Source organism: Enterobacter oligotrophicus (assembly GCF_009176645.1).
In the GTDB taxonomy this organism is placed as follows: domain Bacteria; phylum Pseudomonadota; class Gammaproteobacteria; order Enterobacterales; family Enterobacteriaceae; genus Enterobacter; species Enterobacter oligotrophicus.
The window spans coordinates 3,714,617-3,736,815 of sequence record NZ_AP019007.1; the positions used below are offsets into that span (position 1 = coordinate 3,714,617).

A 22,199-nucleotide genomic window follows, 5' to 3' on the forward strand; every position below is an offset into this window, starting at 1 on the left:
CTTGTTTATGAAATTCCCGCTCCTGTTCGCACTCCTCGTCTGCACCTTGCCACCCGCATTCGCCGCCGCCATTCCCGTTCGCGTCGCGACCGTGGAGCAGACCGCCCATGCCGCCGAGCGCCAGATACCGGGCCGCATCGAAGCCATTCACACCGTTGAGCTGCGCGCCCGCACGGAGGGGGTTATCACCCACATCAACTTCCGCGACGGGCAGTATGTGAAAAAAGGCGATGTGCTGTTTGAGCTGGACGATGCCGAGCCGCGCGCTGCCCTGCGTCTTGCGCAGGCCGAAGTTAAAAGCGCTGAAGCCACACTGCGTCAGGCGCAGCAGCAGCTTTCCCGCTTTGAAAGCCTGGGCAGCAACAACGCCATTAGCCGCCACGATGTGGACAATGCTCGCATGCAGCGCGACGTTGCCAGTGCTGCGCTGGAGCAGGCCAAAGCCCGGCTCGACACCCGCAACGTCACTCTGGCTTATACCCGCATCACCTCGCCGATTGACGGCCGCGTGGGGCACAGCAGCTTCCACGTGGGCAGCCTGGTCAATCCTGCCAGCGGCGTGCTGGTGGAGGTCGTGCAGCTTGATCCCATCCGCATCGCCTTTGCGCTGGAAGAGGGCGCGTTTGCCACCAAAGCCGGACAGCATGCGGATATCAGCGCGATGAAAGAGGCGTGGCAGGCGCTGATCGACAGCAACGGCCAGCGCGTCAGCGGCGAGCTAACATCGGTGGACAACCGCATCGACCCGCGCACCGCCAGCGTGATGCTGCGCGCCGAGTTCGCCAACCCGCGCCATCAGCTGCTGCCCGGCGGTAATGTGAATGTGACGTTGCGCCCGGCAAGCGAGCAGCCGGTGCTGACCCTTCCCGCCGCGGCGATCCAGCAGAACGGCGACGGGTTCTTCACCTGGGTGGTTAACGCCGCCGGAAAAGCCGAAAAACGCCCGCTTCAGCTTGCGGGGCAAATAGGCCAGCAGTTCCAGATTGCCTCCGGCGTGAAGCCCGGTGAGCGAGCAATTACTGACGGTGCGCAGCGCGTGCAGCCAGGCGCTGCCGTCCAGATACTGAATTAAGGAGCCATCATGCTGACGTTTTTCATCAAACGCCCGCGCTTCGCGATGGTCATTGCGCTGGTGATAACCCTGCTGGGCGCCATCGCGCTGAAGATTATCCCGGTTGAGCAGTACCCGCAGATCACGCCACCGGTGGTGAATGTGAGTGCGTCGTGGCCGGGCGCAAGCTCGGCTGACGTGGCAGAGGCCATCGCCACGCCGCTGGAAACGCAGCTTAACGGCGTGGATCACATGCTCTATATGGAGTCCACCAGTTCGGACGAAGGCACTTACAGCCTGAACATTACCTTTGCGGCGGGCACCGATCCGGATCTCGCCGCCATCGACGTGCAAAACCGCGTGGCGCAGGCCGTGGCGCAGCTGCCGACCGAGGCGCAGCAAAACGGCGTGCAGGTGCGCAAGCGCGCCACCAATCTGATGATGGGGGTAAGTCTTTACTCACCAGACAACACCCACACGCCGCTGTTTGTCAGCAACTATGCCAGCACCCAGGTGCGCGAGGCGCTGTCTCGCCTGCCGGGCGTCGGGCAGGTGCAGATGTTTGGCGCGCGGGACTACAGCATGCGTATCTGGCTGCGTCCTGACCGCATGAACGCCCTGAACGTCACCACCGACGATGTGGCGCAGGCGCTGCGCGAGCAGAATGTGCAGGGGGCAGCAGGTCAGGTCGGCACGCCGCCGGTATTTAACGGCCAGCAGCAGACCCTGACCATCAACGGGCTGGGACGTTTAAACCAGGCCGAAGACTTTGCCGACATCATTATCCGCGCGGGCGAGATGGGCCAACTGGTGCGCCTGAAGGATGTCGCAACCATCGAGCTTGGCTCGCGCAGCTACAGCTCCGGCGCGCAGTTGAACGGGCATGATTCTGCCTATCTCGGCATCTACCCGACGCCGTCCGCCAACGCCCTGCGTGTGGCCGACGCGGTGCGCGTCGAGCTGGAGCGTTTGTCCGCGCGTTTCCCGGACGATCTCACTTATGAAGTGAAGTTCGACACCACCACCTTCGTTGCCGCGACCATTAAAGAGATCGGCGTCTCGCTGGCGCTGACCATGCTGGCCGTTGTGGTCGTCGTATCCCTGTTCCTGCAAAGCTGGCGCGCGACGCTGATTGTCGCGCTTGCCATTCCGGTGTCGCTGGTGGGCACCTTTGCGGTGCTCTACACGCTCGGTTACTCCGCCAACACGCTGAGCCTGTTCGCTATTATTCTGGCGCTGACCATGGTGGTGGATGACGCCATTGTGGTGGTGGAGAGCGTCGAAACGCTGATGGCGGAAGGGCAGAGCCGCACGGCGGCGACCGCGCTGGCGCTGCGCCAGATTGCCGGGCCGGTGATTGCCACGACGCTGGTGCTGCTGGCGGTGTTTGTGCCGGTGGCACTCCTGCCGGGGATTGTCGGCGAGTTGTACCGTCAGTTCGCGGTGACGCTTTCCACCGCCGTCACGCTCTCAAGCCTGGTGGCGCTCACCCTGACGCCCGCCCTGTGCGCGATGCTGCTGCGCCCGCGTCCGGCGCGACCAGCCGCGATTTTCCGTGGCTTTAACCGTGGGCTGGATGCCACGCGCAACGTCTATACCTGCATCGTTAATCTGTTCAACCGGCGTCCGTGGCTGGCGCTGCTGGCAACCGCAGGCGCGGCGGCCGTGGTGGTGTTTAGCTTTATGTCGATGCCCAAAGGCTTCCTGCCGCAGGAAGACCAGGGCTACTTCTTTGCCAGCGTCCAGCTACCCGAAGCGGCCTCGCTGGAACGTACCGAAGCGGTGATGGAGACGGCGCGAGAGCTTATCGCCAGCAATCCGGCGGTCGACGATGTTATTCAGGTGTCCGGGTTTAACATTCTCAACGGTACCAGCGCCTCCAATGGCGGGTTTATCTCCGTCATGCTGAAGGACTGGAGCGAACGTCCGCCGCTGGATGAGGTGATGGGCACTCTGCAGAGCCAATTATTGGCTCTGCCGGAAGCGACCATCATGACCTTCGCGCCGCCGACGCTACCGGGGCTGGGTAACGCCTCCGGCTTCGACCTGCGCATTCAGGCGCAGGCGGGGCAATCCCCGGCGGAGCTGGAGCGCGTCACGCGAGCGGTGCTGGCGAAAGCCAATCAGCATCCGCAACTGAGCCGCGTATTCACCACCTGGAGCAGCAACGTGCCGCAGCTGACGCTGACCGTTGATCGCGAGCGCGCCGCCCGTCTTGATGTGCCAGTGTCGCGCATCTTCAGCAGCCTGCAGACCGCCTTTGGCGGCACACGCGCCGGGGATTTCAGCGTTAACAACCGTGTCTACCACGTGGTGATGCAAAACGAGATGCAGTGGCGCGCGCGTGCTGAGCAAATCAGCGAGCTGTTCGTGCGCAGCAACAACGGCGAGCGGGTGCGCCTGAGCAACCTCGTCACCATCACCCCGACCGTTGGCGCGCCGTTCCTGCAGCAGTACAACCAGTTCCCGTCCGTGTCGGTGAGCGGCTCGGCGGCTGAAGGGGTGAGCAGCAGCACCGCGATGGCGGCGATGGGCGAGCTTCTGGCGGAAAACCTGCCAGTCGGATACGACTACGCCTGGAGCGGCATGTCGTATCAGGAGCAGCAGACCGGCAATCAGGCCATCTGGATTGTGCTGGCGGCGGTGGTGATGGCGTGGTTGTTCCTTGTCGCCCAGTACGAGAGCTGGACGCTTCCGGCGAGCGTGATGCTCTCGGTGCTGTTCGCCATCGGCGGGGCGCTGGTCTGGCTGTGGATGGCGGGCTACGCTAACGACGTATACGTGCAGATTGGCCTTGTGCTTCTGATCGCCCTCGCCGCCAAGAATGCGATCCTGATTGTTGAGTTCGCCCGCGCGCGGCGCATGGACGGAATGGCGATTGTCGATGCAGCCCGCGAAGGGGCATCGCGCCGCTTCCGTGCGGTGATGATGACCGCTGTGTCGTTCATCATCGGCGTATTGCCGATGATGCTGGCGACCGGGGCGGGGGCCCAGAGCCGACGTATCATCGGCACTACGGTGTTCAGCGGCATGCTGGTCGCCACCGTTGTCGGCATCCTGTTTATCCCGGCGCTGTTCGTGCTGTTCCAGCGCCTGCGCGAGTGGGGCCACGGCCTTACGGACTCGTCGCCCACAGCTCGCAATGCTTCTGAACCAGAGAAATAAGCGAGCCGCCGTCGGCGATAAAGTCCCGCATACGCTGCGCTTCGCTCTTGCCCTGTTTTAACAGCAGGGCAATTTCATTAATCGCGCTTGTCGCGCCGAGCTTCTCGGCCGACGGCGAAACCTGCTCCAGCAACCAGGCGATATCTTCCGCCACGGTTTTGTGCTCGCCGGTATGCACGTCCGTTAAAATTCCCTCTAATCCGTAGCGACATGCCTGAAAACGGTTAAAGCGGTACAGCAGAAAATCCCGTTCCTGATGCTTATACGGCCGCGTGGTCAGCAGCCAGTGCGACGTCGCCTGAATCAGCCCGGCGATATTAATGGCATGGCCGAGCGTCAGCGGTGTATCCATCACCCGCACCTCGACGGTGCCAAAATGCGGGCTGGGTCGAATATCCCAGTGCAGATCTTTAATGCTGTCGATCATGCTGGTGGAACTCAGGCGGCGGAACAGCCCTTCGAACTCCTGCCAGTTATTCACCCACGGCATCTGGCCGTTATCCGGGAACCCTGAGAAGATATTCAGGCGCGACGAGGCAAATTTCGTGTCCGTACCCTGCATATACGGCGACGCGGCGGCCAGGGCGATAAAGTGCGGCACAAAGCGCGACAGGCCGTGCAGCAGATAAATAGCGTCATCTCCGCTCCGACACCCGACATGCACGTGCTGGCCGAACACCGTGGCCTGCAAAATCAGGTAGCCAAAGCGCTCCAGCGTGATGTTATAGCGCTCGTCGTCGCACACCTCCTGACGCTGCCATTTCTGGAACGGATGTGTGCCACCGCCGCAAATCTGGATATGCTGATCCGCTGCCGCGCGCAGGATGCTCTGCTGCATCACCGAAAACTGTGCTGCCGCCTGGTCGATGTTCTGACACACGCCGGTGGCAATTTCGAGCATGCTTTCGGTGATGTCGTGCTTCACTTCACCGCCTTTGATGTCGTCTTTGACGGCGGCGATGAGCGCGGAGGAGTCCTGGCTCAGATCGTAGCCTGGCGGGTTAACCACCTGCAGTTCGAGTTCGATACCAAGAGTGTAGGGGTCAGAGGAATGAAAATCGGGTAAGGGCATGGTGCACTCCGTTGTCGTTGATGAATTGAGTATAGGAGAAAATTACCGCTCTCCTGGTCAGGGTTAAAATCTGACGTGAATGAAATAAAATATTTAATTAAAGCAATATTTGTGTCGCTTATTAATAAATAAAGTATGGAGATAGCAGATAAATGATTTTATTTCGTTTATGAAATATTTATCCCTGCTTTGATGAAACTATGTTATTTTTTATACATCGCGGGGTGTGCCTGATTATCACGTAAATTATTGCCATTTATATCTCTTATGAGTGGTAAACAGAGCTGTACGCATTATGGCTTTTCTATCAGTGACTTATGATTATTCCACCACTGTTTTCAAAAGGCGGAAAGTCTTAGGGAATTATGTGGGGCTAGTGAAATGGTTTTCAATAAAACGACTGTTTTATAAAAAATAACAGCCTGACTCACAGGGTTGTAGATAAATCTGTCTGTGAGGATTAAAAATAATAATTAAAGTAAACTCTCTCCTTGCCCACTTCCTGTGTGGGCTTTTTTTTAATTGGGAAAAAGGCTTATCACTCGTATTTAACGCTCTCTCATCATCGCCAGAAAACGTTTCACCGTCTGCGAGCGTTCAAAACGCAGCTATCTGCCGACGACAGCGCTAATCCGCTGCTGATGGGGCTGCTCCATCTTAGCCAGATTTTGTGAAGCCATAATTTCCCCTGCATCATTGCCGGCTTTTTTTGTCTCCTCAGCCATTGTGCATTACACTGCGCGCTGCAAAAATTGAGTCATTGAGATCTGACAGGCGGTAACAGCGATGAACGGTACAATCACAACGTGGTTTAAAGATAAAGGCTTTGGATTTATCAAAGATGAAAACGGTGACAATCGCTATTTTCATGTGATTAAGGTCGCAAACCCTGATCTGATTAAGAAAGACGCGGCGGTGACCTTCGAGCCAACCACCAATAACAAAGGCCTTTCCGCCTACGCGGTGAAGGTGATCCCGGAAAGTAAATACCTGTATATCGCAGGCGAACGCGTGAAGCTCACCTCGATCAAATCCTTTGTGGTGTTCAGCGAAGAAGAGCCTGTCGATACTGGCATCGATAAAGTGAATGCGGTGCTGTCGGTGGGGATTTTGATGAACAATATCAAACCGAAATCCGACAAGAAGCAGGGCGAGATGCGCACGGTGAAGAAACTGGCGATCACCACCTTCCAGAACACGACGCTGATTTTCACCGAAGATGAGATCGACATCGATGCCACGGTGAAGCTGCTGAAGTGATCCTGTTGTCGGGTGGCGGCTACGCCTTACCCGGCCTACGAAAAACCATCAACGCGGCACGAAACGTAGGCCCGGTAAGCGCAGCGCCACCGGGCACAGCCGCGCGCACTTAACCCATCCTGTGCTCGCCCCGTAACATCGCCTCACGGTCAAACACCCGCTGGATCTCCCCGTGCGCCATAAACGCCGCGCGGTCGGACATATGCGCAATCACATCCGCGTCGTGGCTTACCAGAAGATAGGTCATATCGTGCTGTGTTTTCAGGCGGTTGAGCAGGTTAAGAATTTCTGCCTGTACCGACATATCCAGCGCCGAGGTCGGTTCATCCAGCAGAAGAAGCTGCGGGCGCAACAGCAGCGCACGGGCAATCGCCACGCGCTGACGCTGACCACCGGAAAGCTGGTGCGGATAACGTTTCCCTGCGTCGGCAGATAAGCCCACCTGCTGCAGCGCATCCGCGACCTTTTCAGCTATCTGCGTTTCACCGTGAATTTTCAACGGTTCCGACAGCGTGCGTGAAATGGTGTGGTTCGGGTGCAGCGACGCCCACGGGTCCTGAAACACCATTTGCACATTGCGACGAAGTGGGCCTTCAAAACGTCTGCCTGGCGTTAACGCGTCTCCCAGAACCGCAATGCTGCCACGCCACTCGCGCTGCAATCCTGCCAGCACCCGCAGGATCGTTGATTTTCCGCAGCCGGATTCACCAATCAGGCTAAACGTTTCACCTTTCTCAATGGTAAAGCTGGCGGCAGAGACCGCTGTTTTTTCCCCGAAGGTGACCTGGAGCTGGTTGACATCAACGAGTGCCATTGGTCGCCTCCCTGAACGGTTGTGTGCGGTCGAGTGTTGGCAGCATCTGGCCGTAGGTGCTGGCGTTCGGGCGGCAGGTCCACAGGGTGCGTGTATACGGGTGCGTCGCCTGCGGAAGCTGGCTTGCCGCCATTTCGTCCACTTTCTCGCCCTGATACATCACCAGCACGCGGTCGCAGTGTTCCGCCACCAGCGGCAGGTCGTGGCTAATCAGCAACATCGCCATCTGGCGTTCTGCACATTGCTGTACCAGTAGCTCCAGGATCTGGTTGCGCAGGCGCGCATCCAGCGCCGAGGTCGGTTCGTCGGCAATCAGCACCTGCGGGTTATTCATGAGCGCAATCGCAATCATTACCCGCTGGCCCATACCGCCGGAGAGTTCGCCGGGGTAACGCTGGAGCACGTTCTCAGACAGCCCGACGGCGCGGATAATGTCGTGAATGCGCGCAACGCGTTCCGAACGGGGCAGAGCCTGATGCAGGGTCAGTGCCTCGTCAAGCTGAGCCGCAACGCTTTTCACCGGATTCAGCGCATAGCGCGGGTCCTGCAATACCATCGCAATCCCGTTGCCGCGCAGCGCCTGCCAGCGACGGTTGTTCAGGGTCAGCAGATCGTTACCCAGCACGTTAAGCTGCCTGGCGCTTACCACGCCCGGTTTACGCACCAGCCCCATTAATGCGCGGGCAGACATGGATTTGCCCGAGCCGGATTCACCGACCAGCGCCAGCCGTTCGTTGCCAAGCGTAAAGCTCAGGTTGTTGACCACGCGCGCGGCGGGGTAGTCGATATTCAGCGCATCGACGATGACGCGGTGTTCAGTCATGTTGCGGCTCCAGTACGTCGCGCAGGCCATCGCCCAGCAGGTTAAAGGCCAGGCTGGCAAACAGAATAGCGCCGCCCGGAATGGCGGCAATCCACCACTGGTCGAAAATCACCTGCATGCCATCGGCAATCATTGCGCCCCATTCGGCCATCGGCGGACGCGCACCGAGACCGAGGAAGCCAAGCCCGGCGGCGGCAAGAATAATCCCCGCCAGATCCAGCGCCAGTCGCACAATGGCGGACGGCAGGCACAGGGGCAGAATGTGGCCGACCAGCAGCCGCGGGCCGCGAATGCCCATCATTTCAGCGGCGGTGAGGTAATCGCTGTGGCGCAGACGCTGAATTTCACTGCGTGCCTGACGCGCATAGGCAGGCCAGGTGGTTAAGGCCAGCGCCAGCGCACCGTTGACCAGCCCCGGACCAAGCATCGCCACAAAGGCAAACGCGAGGATCAGGCGCGGCATCGACATTACAACGTCAGTAAAACGCATCAAAATGCGCTCCATCCAGCCGCCGTAGTAGCCGGACAAAATCCCCACCAGCAACCCGGCAGGCAGAGTGATGACGGTAACTAAAGCCACCAGCCCGAGCGCCGGACGGGTACCGTAAATCAGGCGCGAGAGCAGGTCGCGCCCGTAGCTGTCGGTACCCAGCCAGTGCTGAGCGTTGGGTGCCTGCAAACGCGCGACGGCATCCTGCCAGTTCGGGTCAAGGGGCGCAAGCCAGGGGGCAAACAGGGCGATAAACACCAGCAGCGTAATGGCTATCAGCCCGCAAAATGCGGCAGGGGAGCGGCGCAGACGGCGTAAGAAAAGATAAAACGGCATTAGCGCACCCTGGGATCGGTTGCCCGCACAAGCAGGTCGGTAAGGTTATTGATCAGCACAAAGCTCACGCCAATCAGCAGCGTACCGCCCATTATGGCGGTCGTGTCACCGGCGAACAGGGCGGTGGTGAGATAGCGTCCGATGCCCGGCCAGGAGAAGACGGTCTCGGTTAACACCGCACCTTCCAGCATGCTGGTATAGGCCAGCGCAATCACCGTCAGCAGGGTGCTGCGAATGTTTGGCAGCACGTGGCGCAGCAGGATAGTCATCTCACCAGCACCTTTAGCGCGGGCGAGCAGTATGTACTCTTTGTTCATCTCGCTGAGGCACGCTGAGCGCGTCAGGCGGGTGATGCTTGCCAGCGAGTAATACGCCAGCAGCAACACTGGCAGCACCAGATGGCTGATGGCGTTGCGGAACGCCTCGCGGTCGCCGGAAAGCCAGGTATCAATCAGCGCAAAGCCGGTTCGCGGCTCTACGGTGAACTGCCAGATATCGTCCAGCCTGCCGGGGCCTGCGCTCCACTGCAGCTTTGCGTAGAACAGCGCCAGCATCAGCAGGCCGAGCCAGAAAATCGGCACCGAGTTGCCGAGCAGCGTGAGCGTACGAACCGCTAAATCGAGCGGCGAACCGGCGTAGCGGGCGCACAGCACGCCTGCAATCACGCCGAGTACCGTGCCGATAATTAGCGCCAGCGTTGCCAGTTCCAGCGTGGCGGGAAAGGCGTGCAGCAGATCCTGCAATACCGGTTGACCGGTAGCGCTGGCGGTGCCTAAATCACCGTGGGCGAGATTTTGCAGATAGTGCCAGAACTGCACGGGCAGCGGCTGATCCAGCCCAAGCTGGTGGCGAACCTGATCGTAAGTGGACTGGCTGGCGTGATCGCCGACGATCTGCAAAACGCGATCGACCGGAGAAAACGCAGAGAGCGCAAACGTGACCAGCAGCAGCCCGAATAGCGTGAGCAGGAGAGTCAGCAGACCCTGAAGCACGCGGGTGGAAAGATGTGGCATGGGAAATCTCTTCATGCCGGGGGGCGGCTTCGCCTTACCCGGCCTACAAAAACCGAGAACGTAGGCCGGGTAAGCGCAGCGCCACCCGGCAACAAGGGCAAATTACTTCGTTACGCGATCGTACCAGACCATATCCGCGTTCAGCCCCTGCTGATACCCCTTCACGTTATCGCGCACCACGATCTGGGTTTTGCCCTGATCGACAAACACATACGGCGAGTTATGCTGCAATTGTTCCTGCATCTTCTTATAGAGATCCAGGCGTTTTGCAGGATCGGGTTCGGCCACTGCCGCCAGCGTGGCCTTGTTCAGCTCCGGAATTTTCCAGCCGTTCAGCCCGGCCACGGTGCTGGATTTGCCATCGTTCCACGCGAAGGCGCTGGCGTTGGAATGGGCGTCGAAATAGTCCGGTATCCACAGACGGATCGCCGCCTGATGCTGTTTCGCACGTACACGGGCATACACCTGGCTACCGGCGGCGGGCAGCAGATCGACCTTCACGCCGCCCTGTGCAAAGCTCGCCTGCATGGACTGGGCGATAGTAATAAACGGCGGCTTGTTCTCCACGTCCAGCGTAAAGTGCGCGTCTTTGATGCCTGCTTTGGCGAGAATGTCTTTCGCTTTTGCCGGGTCAAATTTGAACGGATTATCTTCCAGCGCACCCGGCAGACCGACCGGCAGGAAGCTCTGATGGACAAAATACTGGCCTTTCAGCAGATCTTTGGTGATGCCTTCATAATCCACCAGCCAGCGGGAGGCTTCCCAGAACGCCGGATTATTCAGCAGCGGGTTGGCGCTGTTTCCGGTGTTAAACACCAGATAGTTCTGCTCGGCGGACGGAATGCTCAGCACTTTCACGCCGGGTTTGCCGTTGAGCGCGCTAATCTGATCTGCACCCAGATCGCGCGCCACGTCCGCATCGCCCTGCTGGATCAGCAGGCGGCGAGAAGCCGGGTCCGGAACATTTTTAATAATGATGCTTTTAAGCGCGGGCGCGCCGCCAGGCGCGGATGCATTGGCTTCCAGCACGATGGCCTGATGCGGCTGATAGACGCGCATTTTGAACGCGCCGCTGCCCGCAGAGTGCATTTTCAGCCACGCGTTGCCGAAGTCGTTATCTTTCACATTCGCTGAGACCAGTTTCTCATCGACGATGGAGGCGATTGGCGTGGAGAGAATATTCAGCGCTACCGACGGGCTAACGTCCGCCGTCCAGTGCAGGGTGAGGGTATGATCGTCCACTTTTTTCAGCTGGCTGGCGATGTTGCTGGCGTCCCAGCCCAGCACGTTAAGAATGAAGGCCGGAGATTTGTTCAGCGTCACGGCGCGGGTATACGAGAAAATCACATCTTCCGGACGCAACGGGTTGCCGGAGGCAAATTTTGCACCGGGCTTGAGTTTGATGGTCAGGGTTTTTGCTGCTGCGTCGGCTTCCCAGCTTTCCGCGAGGATCGGCGTGATTTTTTCCGGGTTATCGCGGTCTGGCTGCACCAGACGCTGGTACAGGCTCGGCACGGTCTGGATGCTGGAAAGCTCGTTGGCTTCAGCCGGATCGAGGCTCACGATGTCATCAAGGCCCTGGGCGACAACCAGCGTATTGGGCGGAGTAGCGGCATGGACAGCGCCTGAGAGTGCAGCCAGCACCAGTAACGGCAGCAGTTTTTTAGTCATAGCGATCCCTGAAAAATATATTGTGATTGTTTTATGCTCCGTTACGTTAGGCCGACTCAGGAATTCCTCAAAGTCGAAATTCTGCTTTGCTTATGCCATCCGGGTATAACGCATGCAGCCTGGTTATTAGCCGCGTCGCTTTTCGTTCGCTTTTTTACCTGCTATAACAAAATCCTTACCTTTCAGGGAGTCACTGCCGTGCCCGAAATCAACCACCATGGTCAAACCGTTAACGATATCGTTCCCGACTGGAAATGTGCGCGCGTGTTAACCCGCACACCGCTCAGCGGTCAGTATTGTCGTCTGGAGCCGCTGGATGCGGATCGCCACGCTGCCGATCTCTTTGAGGCGTATGCACTGGGCGACGACAGCGACTGGACGTGGCTCGCCAGTACGCAACCTATGAGTGTGGAAGCCACTGCGCACTGGGTACTCGGAAAAGTGATGGATGACGAACTGGTGCCCTATGCCGTGATTGATTCAGGCACGGGGCGTGCGGTGGGGCTGGTGAGCTATATGGCGATTGAGCGAATGCAGGGCTCGGTGGAGATTGGCCACGTCACCTGGTCGCGCAGGATGAAAGGCACCCGCATCGGCACCGAAACGGTATGGCTGTTGCTGAAAAATGCGTTTGAACACGGTTACCGACGGCTGGAGTGGAAGTGTGATTCGATGAACGTGGCGTCACGCAAGGCGGCTGAGCGGCTGGGGTTTGTCTGGGAAGGCCGCCTGCGCCAGAAGCTGGTGCGCAAGGGGCGTAACCGCGACAGCGAAATGCTTTCTATGATTGACCGGGAATGGCCTGAGCGGGACGCAGAACTGCGCGCCTGGCTGGCGGCGGAGAATTTTGACGGGGAAGGGCGACAGGTTAAGCGGTTAGAGGCGTTTCGGTAATAATCTCCCCTAACCCTCTCCCTGTGGGAGAGGGAACGATGACACCCTTTCCCTCCGGGAGAGGGCCGGGGTGAGGGCAGCAAGCAACTCAGCGTCGAACCGGTGCCCCATTCGCCACATAATACGCCGCCGTACTCTTCGCCAGCGGCTCGCGCCCGCGAATGGCGTCGGCAATTTTCTCGCCAATCATGATCGTGGTGGCGTTCAGGTTACCGGTAATGATCTGCGGCATAATCGACGCATCCACCACGCGTAACCCTTCCAGCCCGTGCACGCGGCCTTCGCCGTCAACCACCGCCATCTCGTCATAGCCCATCTTACAGGTGCCGCACGGGTGGAAGGCGGTTTCGGCGTGATTCCGCACGAACTCGTCCAGCTGTTCGTCAGTCTGGCATTCAATGCCTGGGCTGATTTCACGGCCGCGGTACTTGTCCAGCGCGGGCTGGTGCATGATCTCGCGCGTGATGCGGATTGCGTCGCGGAACTCCTGCCAGTCCTGTTCGTGAGACATATAGTTGAACAGGATCGCCGGATGCTGGTGCGGGTCACGGGACTTGATGCGCACGTGTCCACGGCTTGGTGAGCGCATGGAGCCAACGTGGCACTGGAAGCCGTGCTCTTTCACCGCGTTGGAGCCGTTGTAGTTAATCGCCACCGGCAGGAAGTGGTACTGAATGTTCGGCCACGCAAACTCCTCGCGGCTGCGGATAAAACCGCCCGCTTCGAAGTGGTTGCTCGCACCCACGCCGGTGCCGCCAAACAGCCACTCCGCGCCAATCTTCGGCTGGTTCCACCACTGCAGGGCAGGGTAGAGAGAAACCGGCTCTTTGCATTCGTACTGGAGGTACATCTCCAGGTGATCCTGCAGGTTTTCACCCACGCCGGGTAAATCGTGTACCAGCGGGATATCAAACTGCTTCAACAGTTCAGCATTGCCCACGCCGGAGCGCTGGAGGATCTGCGGAGACGCAATAGCGCCTGCGCACAGCAGCACCTCTTTATTCGCCGTCGCGTTGGACGGGATGGTGCTTTCGCCCTCCAGCCACTCAACGCCCACCGCGCGCTTGCCTTCGAAGATGATGCGATCGGTCATGGCGTGGGTGCGGATAGTCAGGTTCGGGCGCGGTTTCGCCTGGTCCAGATAGCCGCGCGCGGTGCTGGCGCGTCGGCCCTGCGGCGTGACCGTTCGGTCCATCGGCCCGAAGCCTTCCTGCTGGTAGCCGTTGAGATCGTCGGTGCGCGGGTAACCCGCCTGCACGCCCGCTTCAACCATCGCCTCAAACAGCGGATTCACGCCGGGTTTGGAGGTGGTGACGCTCACCGGGCCATCGCCGCCGTGGTAGTCGTTTGGCCCCACGTCACGCGTCTCCGCCTTGCGGTAATAAGGCAGACAGTTGAGATAGCTCCAGTGCTCCAGACCGGATTCTTTTGCCCAGTTGTCCAGATCCATCGCGTTGCCGCGCACGTAGCACATGCCGTTGATCAGCGACGAGCCGCCCAGCCCTTTACCGCGTCCGCACTCCATGCGGCGGTTGTTCATATGCGGCTCTGGCTCGGTTTCATACGCCCAGTTGTAGCGCTTGCCCTGCAGCGGGAACGCCAGCGCGGCAGGCATCTGGGTACGGAAGTCGAAGCGGTGATCCGGCCCGCCCGCCTCAAGCAGCAGGACCGTGGTGTTCGGATCTTCAGTCAGTCGTGTTGCCAGCACGTTGCCGGCAGAACCGGCACCAATGATGATGTAGTCAAATTGCAAAAAAACCTCCCGGTTAAAATATGGACTGGAATTTACCCATCTCAACCTGGATGGACTTCACCTGGGTGTAGCTCTGGAGCGTCATTACGCCGTTCTCGCGGCCAATGCCGGAGTGTTTATAACCGCCGACCGGCATCTCTGCGGCGGATTCGCCCCAGGTGTTGATCCAGCAGATGCCCGCTTCGAGCTGATGAATAGCGCTATGTGCGCGGTTCAGATCGGCGGTAACAATGCCTGCCGCCAGACCGTAGTCGGTGTCGTTGGCGCGACGGATCGCGTCTTCATCGCTTTCGTATGTGAGGATGGACATCACCGGGCCGAAGATCTCTTCGCGCACGATGGTCATCTCGTCGGTGCAGTCGGTGAATACGGTCGGGGCCACCCACGCGCCGTTGTCAAAGCCTTCGCCCTTCAGCACGTCGCCGCCGCACAGCACGCGCGCGCCTTCCTCTTTGCCTTTGGTGATGTAGCGCAGCACGCTGTCGCGGTGCGGGAAGCTGACCATCGGGCCGAAGTTGGTGCGTTCATCGAACAGATCGCCCGCGCGGATGCGGCCCACGCGCTCAACGATTTTCTGCTCAAACGCGGCCTTACATTTCGCGGGCACAAATACGCGGGTGCCGTTGGTGCACACCTGGCCGGAGCTGAAGAAGTTCGCCATCATGGCGATGTCTGCCGCGAGATCCAGATCCGCGTCGTCGAAAATAATCAGCGGCGATTTGCCGCCCAGCTCCATCGTCACCTTTTTCAGGGATGAGGCCGCCGAGTTCGCCATCACTTTTTTGCCGCTGGCGACGCCGCCGGTAAAGGAGACTTTCGCGATCCCTGGATGCTCGGTCAGGTACTGGCCCGTCTCCGCGCCCACGCCCGGCAGGACGTTAAACACGCCGTCTGGCAGGCCCGCTTCGGTGTAGATTTCGGCCAGTTTCAGGGCGGTGAGCGGCGTCACTTCGCTCGGCTTGAAGATCATCGCGTTGCCCGCTGCCAGCGCCGGGGCGGATTTCCACAGGGCAATCTGGATCGGGTAGTTCCACGCACCGATGCCCGCCACCACGCCCAGCGGTTCACGGCGAGTGTAGACGAATGAAGTCTCGCGCAGGGGGATCTGGCTGCCTTCGAGCGCCGGGATCAGCCCCGCGTAATACTCCAGCACGTCCGCGCCGGTGACGATATCCACAGCACTGGTTTCAGAGAATGCTTTACCGGTGTCGAGGGTTTCCAGCTTCGCCAGTTCGTCGTTTCGCTCGCGCAGAATGTCGACGGCGCGGCGCAGAATGCGCGAACGCTCCATCGCGGTCATCGCCGCCCAGATTTTTTGCCCGCGCGTTGCGCTTTCCACTGCGCGGTCGACGTCTTCGCGCCCGGCAGCCTGTACGCTCGCCAGGACGTCACCGTTGGCCGGGTTGATGGTCTCGAAGGTGCGACCGCTGGTGGCCGATGTATAACCACCATTGATATAAAGCTGCTGTTCTGCCATTCGGGACATAAATTCTCCTCGGTTATTCGGTCGGTAAATGCTGGCTGATAAAGTGGCTGGTGAGCGACTGGGCCAGAGTTTTATCCAGCGGTTTGCCGCTTAACGCGGCGCGCAGCCACAGCCCGTCAATCAGTGCCGCGAGCCCGTAGCCCGCCTCTTGCGCCTGTTCACGCGACAGTTCGCGGCGGAACTCGTACACCAGGTTCGACAGCAGGCGGCGGCTGCTCACCTGCTGCAATCGGTAGAGCATCGGCTGATGCATACTGCTCGCCCAGAAGGCCAGCCAGGCCTTCATCGCGGCGCTACTGACCTGGGTTTCATCAAAGTTGCCGCCGACAATCGCCTGCAGGCGCTGTTCTGCGCTGCCGTTCGGCAGGGCATGTAAACGGCTTAATACCGCGTCGCGCAGCTGGCCGGTAATGTCGCGCATGGTTGCTTCCAGCAGACCGTTTTTATCTTTGAAATAGTGACTGATGATCCCCGTGGAAACGCCCGCCCGACGGGCGATCTGCGCGATGGTCGCGTCATGCATTCCCACTTCATTTATTGCTTCCAGCGTGGCGTCGATAAGCTGCCTGCGCCGGATCGGCTGCATCCCCACTTTGGGCATTTTTGCCACTCCATTCATCAGCGTTGGTTATACATTAAAGCGGTTTTTGATTGGACGTTCAATATAAAATGTGTCTTAATTGTTGCGATTTTGGATTTCAATAGTTACAAAAACAGTGGGGATACTGGATGACAGGCCTTTCACAAGACAGAGAAAAAGACAAAATCAACCCGGTCGTTTTTTATACGTCCGCCGGGCTGATTTTGTTGTTTTCCCTGACGACCATCTTCTTTCGTGATTTTTCTGCCGAGTGGATTGGGCGCACCCTCAACTGGGTGTCGAAGACCTTCGGCTGGTACTATCTGCTGGCGGCGACGCTCTATATCGTCTTTGTTGTCTGCATTGCCTGCTCGCGCTTCGGTTCGGTGAAGCTCGGGCCAGAGCATTCCAAGCCCGAGTTCAGCCTGCTGAGTTGGGCTGCGATGCTGTTTGCCGCGGGCATCGGCATCGACCTGATGTTCTTCTCCGTGGCGGAACCGGTCACGCAGTATATGCAGCCGCCGGAAGGGGCGGGGCAGACGATGGAGGCCGCGCGCCAGGCGATGGTCTGGACGCTCTTCCACTACGGCCTGACCGGCTGGTCAATGTACGCCCTGATGGGGATGGCGCTCGGATACTTTAGCTATCGTTATAATTTGCCCCTCACCATCCGCTCTGCGCTTTATCCGATCTTCGGTAAAAAAATTAACGGACCTATTGGGCACAGCGTCGATATCGCAGCTGTGATCGGCACCATTTTTGGTATCGCGACGACGCTGGGCATTGGCGTGGTGCAGCTCAACTACGGGCTGAGCGTGCTGTTCGATATTCCGGATTCGATGGCGGCGAAAGCGGCGCTGATTGCGCTGTCGGTGATTATCGCCACCATTTCGGTGACCTCCGGCGTGGATAAAGGTATCCGCGTGCTCTCGGAGCTGAACGTGGCGCTGGCGCTGGGATTGATCCTGTTTGTGCTGTTTATGGGCGATACCTCGTTCCTGCTCAATGCCTTAGTGCTGAACGTGGGCGACTACGTGAACCGCTTTATGGGTATGACCCTGAACAGTTTTGCCTTTGATCGCCAGGTAGAGTGGATGAACAACTGGACGCTGTTCTTCTGGGCGTGGTGGGTGGCGTGGTCACCGTTTGTCGGCCTGTTCCTGGCGCGTATTTCGCGTGGCCGCACCATCCGTCAGTTCGTGATGGGCACGCTGATTATCCCGTTCACCTTTACCCTGCTGTGGCTGTCGATTTTCGGCAACAGCGCGCTGCACGAGATCATCCACGGGGATGCAGCTTTTGCCCAGGAAGCGATGGTGCATCCGGAGCGTGGCTTCTATAGCCTGCTGGCGCAGTATCCGGCGTTCACCTTTAGTGCGTCTGTTGCGACGATTACCGGCCTGCTGTTCTATGTCACTTCGGCGGATTCCGGCGCGCTGGTACTGGGCAACTTCACCTCGAAGCTCAAAGATATCAACAGCGATGCGCCGAACTGGCTGCGTATCTTCTGGTCTGTCGCCATTGGCCTGTTGACGCTCGGCATGCTGATGACCAACGGCATTTCGGCATTGCAGAACACCACGGTGATCATGGGGCTGCCGTTCAGCTTCGTCATCTTCTTCGTGATGGCCGGGCTGTATAAATCGCTCAAGGTGGAAGACTACCGCCGCGTGAGTGCCAGCCGCGACACTGCGCCGCGACCGATGGGCGCACAGGACAGGCTGAGCTGGAAAAAACGCCTGTCGCGCCTGATGAACTACCCTGGCACGCGCTATACCAGCCAGATGATGGAGACGGTCTGCTACCCGGCGATGGAAGAGGTGGCGCAGGAGCTACGCTTGCGCGGTGCCTACGTTGAGCTGAAAAACCTGCCGCCGGAAGAGGGGGAGACCCTGGGGCACCTGGATCTGCTGGTGCATATGGGGGACGAGCAGAACTTTGTCTACCAGATTTGGCCGCAGCAGTATTCGGTGCCTGGGTTTACCTATCGTGCGCGCAGCGGGAAATCGACCTACTACCGTCTGGAGACCTTCCTGCTGGAAGGCAGCCAGGGGAATGATTTGATGGATTACAGTAAAGAGCAGGTGATTACGGATATTCTGGACCAGTATGAACGGCACCTGAACTTTATCCATCTGCACAGGGAAGCACCGGGGAATAGCGTGATGTTCCCGGATGTCTAAGGCTTGAACTGAATAATATTGATGATTGAAATGGGGCCAGAGGGTAATCTCTGATCCCTTTTTTCATCAAGAGTGCTTCTAATGCCCTGAAGTCGAGGTGTACTATGTACTTCATTAAAGTATATCGAGGTGTGAGATGGGGATCTTTGAAAAACTTAAATCTTCTCTCGAAGAAGCTGTTGAAATCCAGGTCGGTAAGAAATTGCCCGCCCGAGTAAAGCGTTACGAAGTTGTGGACGTTCAAGAAATTAGAGGGAAAATGAAAAATAAGGAATCAGAATGCAAGAATTAACTTGTAAATGGTCACCACAATTGATTGTCGAATTAATTAAAAGTGTGGCATGGCCTATTGTGGTTATTTTAATCGGTGTTGGGTTCCGTTCTAAAATTTTACAAGTAACCCGCTCATTTTTCTCAAAAAATTCGGTTTCTGAAATCTCTGCTTCAGTTTCAGGGGTGTCTGCAAAATTCACTGCGGCACAGCAATCAGAAACGTTAGAAACTGCTAATTCGACTGCAACAAATCTTCCTAACAACATCAGTTTAAAAGCATTACAACAAAGACACGAGTTGGAGAGAACCGAGTTTAGTGAAGAGTTATACCAGAGCATTAAAACACATTTGTCGGTATTAAATGTTAGAGATGAGGAAAGTATAGAGTTGTTGGCTCAGGAATTATCACTCAGCCAAAGTTTTTTAAGGTATTTTGACATAAATAAAGTACTTTTTCGTTCGCAGTTTGATTTTTTTCAATTCATTTCAAATAAAGATGGTTGTATTTCAGAGAAAGAAGCGCTTCTCTATTTTGAAAAAGTAAAAGAGAGCTTTAGTGATGCGTTTTCTGATTGGGATTTAGTGAAGTATATAGCATATCCAGTCAGTAATGGCGTACTGATTGTAGAGAATGGTAATTTTATTATATCTGCAATGGGAAGGTCGTATATCAATTTCATGTCACGAAATCCTCAGTTAATTGATGGGCTTGTAAAACTTTAATCGTTGTTTGCAAAATTTGTACTTTAGTTTTTATTTGTTTCCCTATGATGTATTAAGGTCGAGGAGTTTTTAATGGATAGTTTTTTAAGGGTTTAACTTGTTATTTTAACGTGAAATATGAATGGTGATTGATTTATGATTATTTGGTTTTGAATTTTAGGTTTTTGTTAATGTTATAGTGGGCTTAGCAAATTAATACATGATTTTTTAACTCACTTTAAAATAAAAATCAATTCTTACTACAATTTGTCTTGGCAAGTAGAAGTCAATGTTTTTTTTGAGTGTATTAATTAGAGTATTCAAGACAACACTTCTTGCATTTGCATTTGCATTTTCCTTCGAGCCGTCTCGCATTTTTAAAATATATCCAAACATAATACCCCTGTACATAAATCCATGGCGCTATAATGACCATAGTTAACCGCTGCAAGATGAACTGTGAAAAATATGTAAAACAGAAAAAAAAGGAATCGCGGTACAAAGGTGTGTCACCACCTCCGTACCGCTAACCACAAACAACTAAACAGGAGTTGATTATGGCTGCGAAGAATTCTATGCCAGAGCGGGCTATTGCCCAAACAGAAAATGCAGAATTAGAGATTCAGCAGGAAAATCGCGAGAAGCTACGCAAAAAATGCATCCGGACATTGCACGGCGAGCCGGTTCACTTAGCGTATCTTCATGAAAGGGGGGAAGCGGGTTCTGCCTGCGTTGAGCTTTATACCCGAATGGAACGCAACTATCTGCCGTTAACCGGTGCGTGGTTAACCCGCGCAGGATTTAAAGCGGGTATAGCCGTGAAGATCCGCGTGATGCCGGATTGTATTGTCATTACGCCCCAGCATTCCCGTGAACTTTGGGGATGTCTGGAAGGCACCAGCGCGACGTATACCAATAAGCTGAAAATGATGAAGTGGCTGGAGACGTTTCCTGGGGCGTTAATTGATACAGGGGATTTACCCGTTAACGAAAGAGAGAAAGGAAAGCGGTAAAGTTTAACGAGGCGATCCTGGGAACGCAGGATCGCCGTTTCTAAGCAAAAGCATATATTAATGTTTATTAGTCAGGTGAATCAGTAAATTTATACGTTACTTTTCTCTTTTTGCGCCGGTTTCATCCATGCATCGCTATAAAGAATATTTCCTTTCACATAATTCCACTGGATGCCCCGGAATCTCAGTCCGATAACTTCATGCATATTCGGCGCAGTGCTTCCCGGATAATACACGTGTGTGAACTCCACTGATGAGATAACCACACTTTCAAGTGTAATATTGTAGACCTCGGTTTCTATACCTGCTTCAACTATTTCATAATATTTGATAACGGCCTTTTGCAGGCGTTTGCTCTCACAAACGGCAATAGCAAGATAAGGGCTGACTTTATCTAATTGCTTATGCAAGGTAACAGGACCGTGTTGCCGCGTACCGGTCATATTTCCTGTATGGCTGTCTACAGCTTGTTTTACGCCGTAGCTGCTGTTCATGATCTCAATAGCTCCTTCCCGGCCTGGCATCATACAATCGCCCTGGACGAGCATTCCATTCTCATCGTAGAGAAATAAGTACGCGGGTAATGACATTATAACCCTCCCAGGTTAGTAAGTTGTCCATCATTATCAATGAAAAATTCATGCTCATAACTCTTACCATTCAGACCATAACTAATTACATATGTATAGCCATACTCCCATTTCACCTTTATGCAACTGTCAGGATACGACATATTAAGTTTATTGTGCCCTGAACTTACGATGGTTGTGATATCAGGGCCTTTGCTGGAATCGATTGTGTAATAATTCACACTATCTTTTTTATCAATGCTAAAACAAATATGATCACCCTCAATAAAGGTCGCTCGGGCATCTGCTGAAGGTGGGCCACCGGGGCAACCTGTCAGGAGAAAGCATAAGGGAATAATTAATGTTATCGTTTTCATCCAGGAAATCCTTTTAACATGTTTTTATACTTTTGCAGAAGATTATATACGGGTTCATTCGAGTTAATATCACGATACATGGGTAAATATTTATAGTTTTCAAATCCGTAATACTGTAATAACCAGTAATCACTCACGATGGATGCTTGTTGTTCTAATCCGTAATGCATTAAATCTGCTTTATCTAAGCTGTATGAATAATCAGCAATGCCAGAAAATAATCCCCTTGTTCTGACATACATCCCTTTTTGCGCTTGCCAGACGTGCATCATTTCATGCATAAATCGATGCTTTTTTCGGAGGCTTTCCTCCAGCGAAAAATCCGGTGAATACGTTTCTTCTCTGTACCACATTTCCCCGTTGGGACTCATCGCCACATCTACAGGCTGGAGATTAAAAGGAAGATAGCTTTCTCTGTGCACCCACACCAGATGGTAACGAATGCTGTAACCATAAAGCGTCTTAGCAAGAGCAATTTCCCCAATCGTAAGTTGCCGGACCCCACCCGGATTAATCGGGGTTCCCGATGTGGTGTGAATTCTTTCGTTAACGGGCACGTCAATTCCCTTTGTTTAATATGGGTATTGAGCGTAAATCATACTCCTGACCGGGAGAGAAAAAAGAAAGCACTTTTCCTAAAACTTCCGCCTGACAGTCTTCATTGACACAACTTT

General features: G+C 55.9%; 19 protein-coding genes. 7 read left to right on the forward strand and 12 right to left on the reverse strand.

From position 1 onward, the window contains the following. The first annotated feature begins 7 nt into the window (after positions 1-7). On the forward strand, positions 8-1,072 hold the full coding sequence (locus tag EoCCA6_RS17780) for an efflux RND transporter periplasmic adaptor subunit (RefSeq protein WP_152083767.1): 1,065 nt from the start codon (positions 8-10) through the stop codon (positions 1,070-1,072). Between the two features lie 9 nt (positions 1,073-1,081). Beyond that, positions 1,082-4,216, forward strand: coding sequence for an efflux RND transporter permease subunit (locus EoCCA6_RS17785; RefSeq protein ID WP_152083768.1), 3,135 nt, complete (start codon positions 1,082-1,084; stop codon positions 4,214-4,216). Here EoCCA6_RS17785 and EoCCA6_RS17790 read toward each other — a convergent pair. After that, entirely contained in the window at positions 4,167-5,288 is a 1,122-nt protein-coding gene (locus tag EoCCA6_RS17790) for a YbdK family carboxylate-amine ligase (RefSeq protein WP_152083769.1), read from the reverse strand. The genes EoCCA6_RS17785 and EoCCA6_RS17790 overlap by 50 nt on opposite strands. 786 nt (positions 5,289-6,074) lie before the next feature. Between EoCCA6_RS17790 and EoCCA6_RS17795 the strand changes: the two genes are divergently transcribed. Then, complete coding sequence (locus EoCCA6_RS17795; RefSeq protein WP_152083770.1) at positions 6,075-6,548, forward strand: cold-shock protein; 474 nt, start codon at positions 6,075-6,077, stop codon at positions 6,546-6,548. Between the two features lie 109 nt (positions 6,549-6,657). Here the strand turns inward: EoCCA6_RS17795 and EoCCA6_RS17800 are convergent, their stop codons facing one another. The 5 genes from EoCCA6_RS17800 to EoCCA6_RS17820 form a co-directional block, all read right to left on the reverse strand. Next, positions 6,658-7,362 carry an ABC transporter ATP-binding protein gene (locus EoCCA6_RS17800; protein ID WP_152083771.1) on the reverse strand — a complete coding sequence of 235 codons (705 nt, stop codon included), beginning with the start codon at positions 7,360-7,362 and terminating at the stop codon, positions 6,658-6,660. After that, a complete protein-coding gene (locus EoCCA6_RS17805; RefSeq protein WP_152083772.1) occupies positions 7,349-8,185 on the reverse strand; it encodes an ABC transporter ATP-binding protein in 837 nt (278 codons plus the stop codon). The genes EoCCA6_RS17800 and EoCCA6_RS17805 overlap by 14 nt, the downstream gene beginning before the upstream one ends. Then, complete coding sequence (locus tag EoCCA6_RS17810) at positions 8,178-9,011, reverse strand: ABC transporter permease (protein ID WP_152083773.1); 834 nt, start codon at positions 9,009-9,011, stop codon at positions 8,178-8,180. Before EoCCA6_RS17810 ends, EoCCA6_RS17805 begins: the two co-directional genes overlap by 8 nt. Then, positions 9,011-10,024, reverse strand: coding sequence for an ABC transporter permease (locus EoCCA6_RS17815; protein ID WP_152083774.1), 1,014 nt, complete (start codon positions 10,022-10,024; stop codon positions 9,011-9,013). The genes EoCCA6_RS17810 and EoCCA6_RS17815 overlap by 1 nt, the downstream gene beginning before the upstream one ends. Before the next feature lie 102 nt (positions 10,025-10,126). Then, complete coding sequence (locus tag EoCCA6_RS17820; RefSeq protein ID WP_152083775.1) at positions 10,127-11,695, reverse strand: ABC transporter substrate-binding protein; 1,569 nt, start codon at positions 11,693-11,695, stop codon at positions 10,127-10,129. A 198-nt stretch (positions 11,696-11,893) separates the two neighbouring features. Between EoCCA6_RS17820 and EoCCA6_RS17825 the strand changes: the two genes are divergently transcribed. Then, the gene (locus EoCCA6_RS17825) at positions 11,894-12,589 is read left to right on the forward strand and encodes a GNAT family N-acetyltransferase (RefSeq protein ID WP_152083776.1); all 696 of its coding nucleotides are present in this window, start codon (positions 11,894-11,896) and stop codon (positions 12,587-12,589) included. A gap of 88 nt (positions 12,590-12,677) precedes the next feature. Here EoCCA6_RS17825 and betA read toward each other — a convergent pair whose 3' ends face one another. From betA to betI, 3 genes are read right to left on the reverse strand one after another with little or no spacing between them, the layout of a single operon-like run. Then, entirely contained in the window at positions 12,678-14,342 is a 1,665-nt protein-coding gene (betA, locus tag EoCCA6_RS17830) for a choline dehydrogenase (protein WP_152083777.1), read from the reverse strand. Positions 14,343-14,355: 13 nt separating this feature from the next. Further along, complete coding sequence (gene betB, locus EoCCA6_RS17835) at positions 14,356-15,828, reverse strand: betaine-aldehyde dehydrogenase (protein WP_152083778.1); 1,473 nt, start codon at positions 15,826-15,828, stop codon at positions 14,356-14,358. 13 nt (positions 15,829-15,841) lie between these two features. Then, positions 15,842-16,429 (reverse strand): transcriptional regulator BetI, encoded by a 588-nt coding sequence (gene betI / locus EoCCA6_RS17840; protein WP_152084480.1) that lies wholly within the window; start codon positions 16,427-16,429, stop codon positions 15,842-15,844. Positions 16,430-16,557: 128 nt separating this feature from the next. On the opposite strand from betI, the gene betT reads away from it, so the two are divergent. The 3 genes from betT (at position 16,558) to EoCCA6_RS17855 (ending at position 20,579) form a co-directional block, all read left to right on the forward strand. Then, positions 16,558-18,591 carry a choline BCCT transporter BetT gene (gene betT / locus EoCCA6_RS17845; protein WP_152083779.1) on the forward strand — a complete coding sequence of 678 codons (2,034 nt, stop codon included), beginning with the start codon at positions 16,558-16,560 and terminating at the stop codon, positions 18,589-18,591. A gap of 279 nt (positions 18,592-18,870) precedes the next feature. Further along, positions 18,871-19,587 (forward strand): hypothetical protein, encoded by a 717-nt coding sequence (locus EoCCA6_RS17850; protein ID WP_152083780.1) that lies wholly within the window; start codon positions 18,871-18,873, stop codon positions 19,585-19,587. 536 nt (positions 19,588-20,123) lie between these two features. Next, a complete protein-coding gene (locus EoCCA6_RS17855) occupies positions 20,124-20,579 on the forward strand; it encodes a SymE family type I addiction module toxin (protein WP_152083781.1) in 456 nt (151 codons plus the stop codon). 89 nt (positions 20,580-20,668) lie between these two features. Here EoCCA6_RS17855 and EoCCA6_RS17860 read toward each other — a convergent pair whose 3' ends face one another. Genes EoCCA6_RS17860 through EoCCA6_RS17870 form a run of 3 tightly spaced genes read right to left on the reverse strand, consistent with a single transcriptional unit; the run spans position 20,669 to position 22,082 of the window. Continuing rightward, positions 20,669-21,169: an Hcp family type VI secretion system effector gene (locus tag EoCCA6_RS17860; protein ID WP_152083782.1), complete on the reverse strand. Its 501-nt coding sequence runs from the start codon at positions 21,167-21,169 to the stop codon at positions 20,669-20,671. Beyond that, positions 21,169-21,525: a putative T6SS immunity periplasmic lipoprotein gene (locus tag EoCCA6_RS17865; protein ID WP_152083783.1), complete on the reverse strand. Its 357-nt coding sequence runs from the start codon at positions 21,523-21,525 to the stop codon at positions 21,169-21,171. Before EoCCA6_RS17865 ends, EoCCA6_RS17860 begins: the two co-directional genes overlap by 1 nt. Beyond that, a complete protein-coding gene (locus EoCCA6_RS17870) occupies positions 21,522-22,082 on the reverse strand; it encodes a type IV secretion protein Rhs (RefSeq protein ID WP_152083784.1) in 561 nt (186 codons plus the stop codon). The genes EoCCA6_RS17865 and EoCCA6_RS17870 overlap by 4 nt, the downstream gene beginning before the upstream one ends. Positions 22,083-22,199 lie beyond the last annotated feature (117 nt).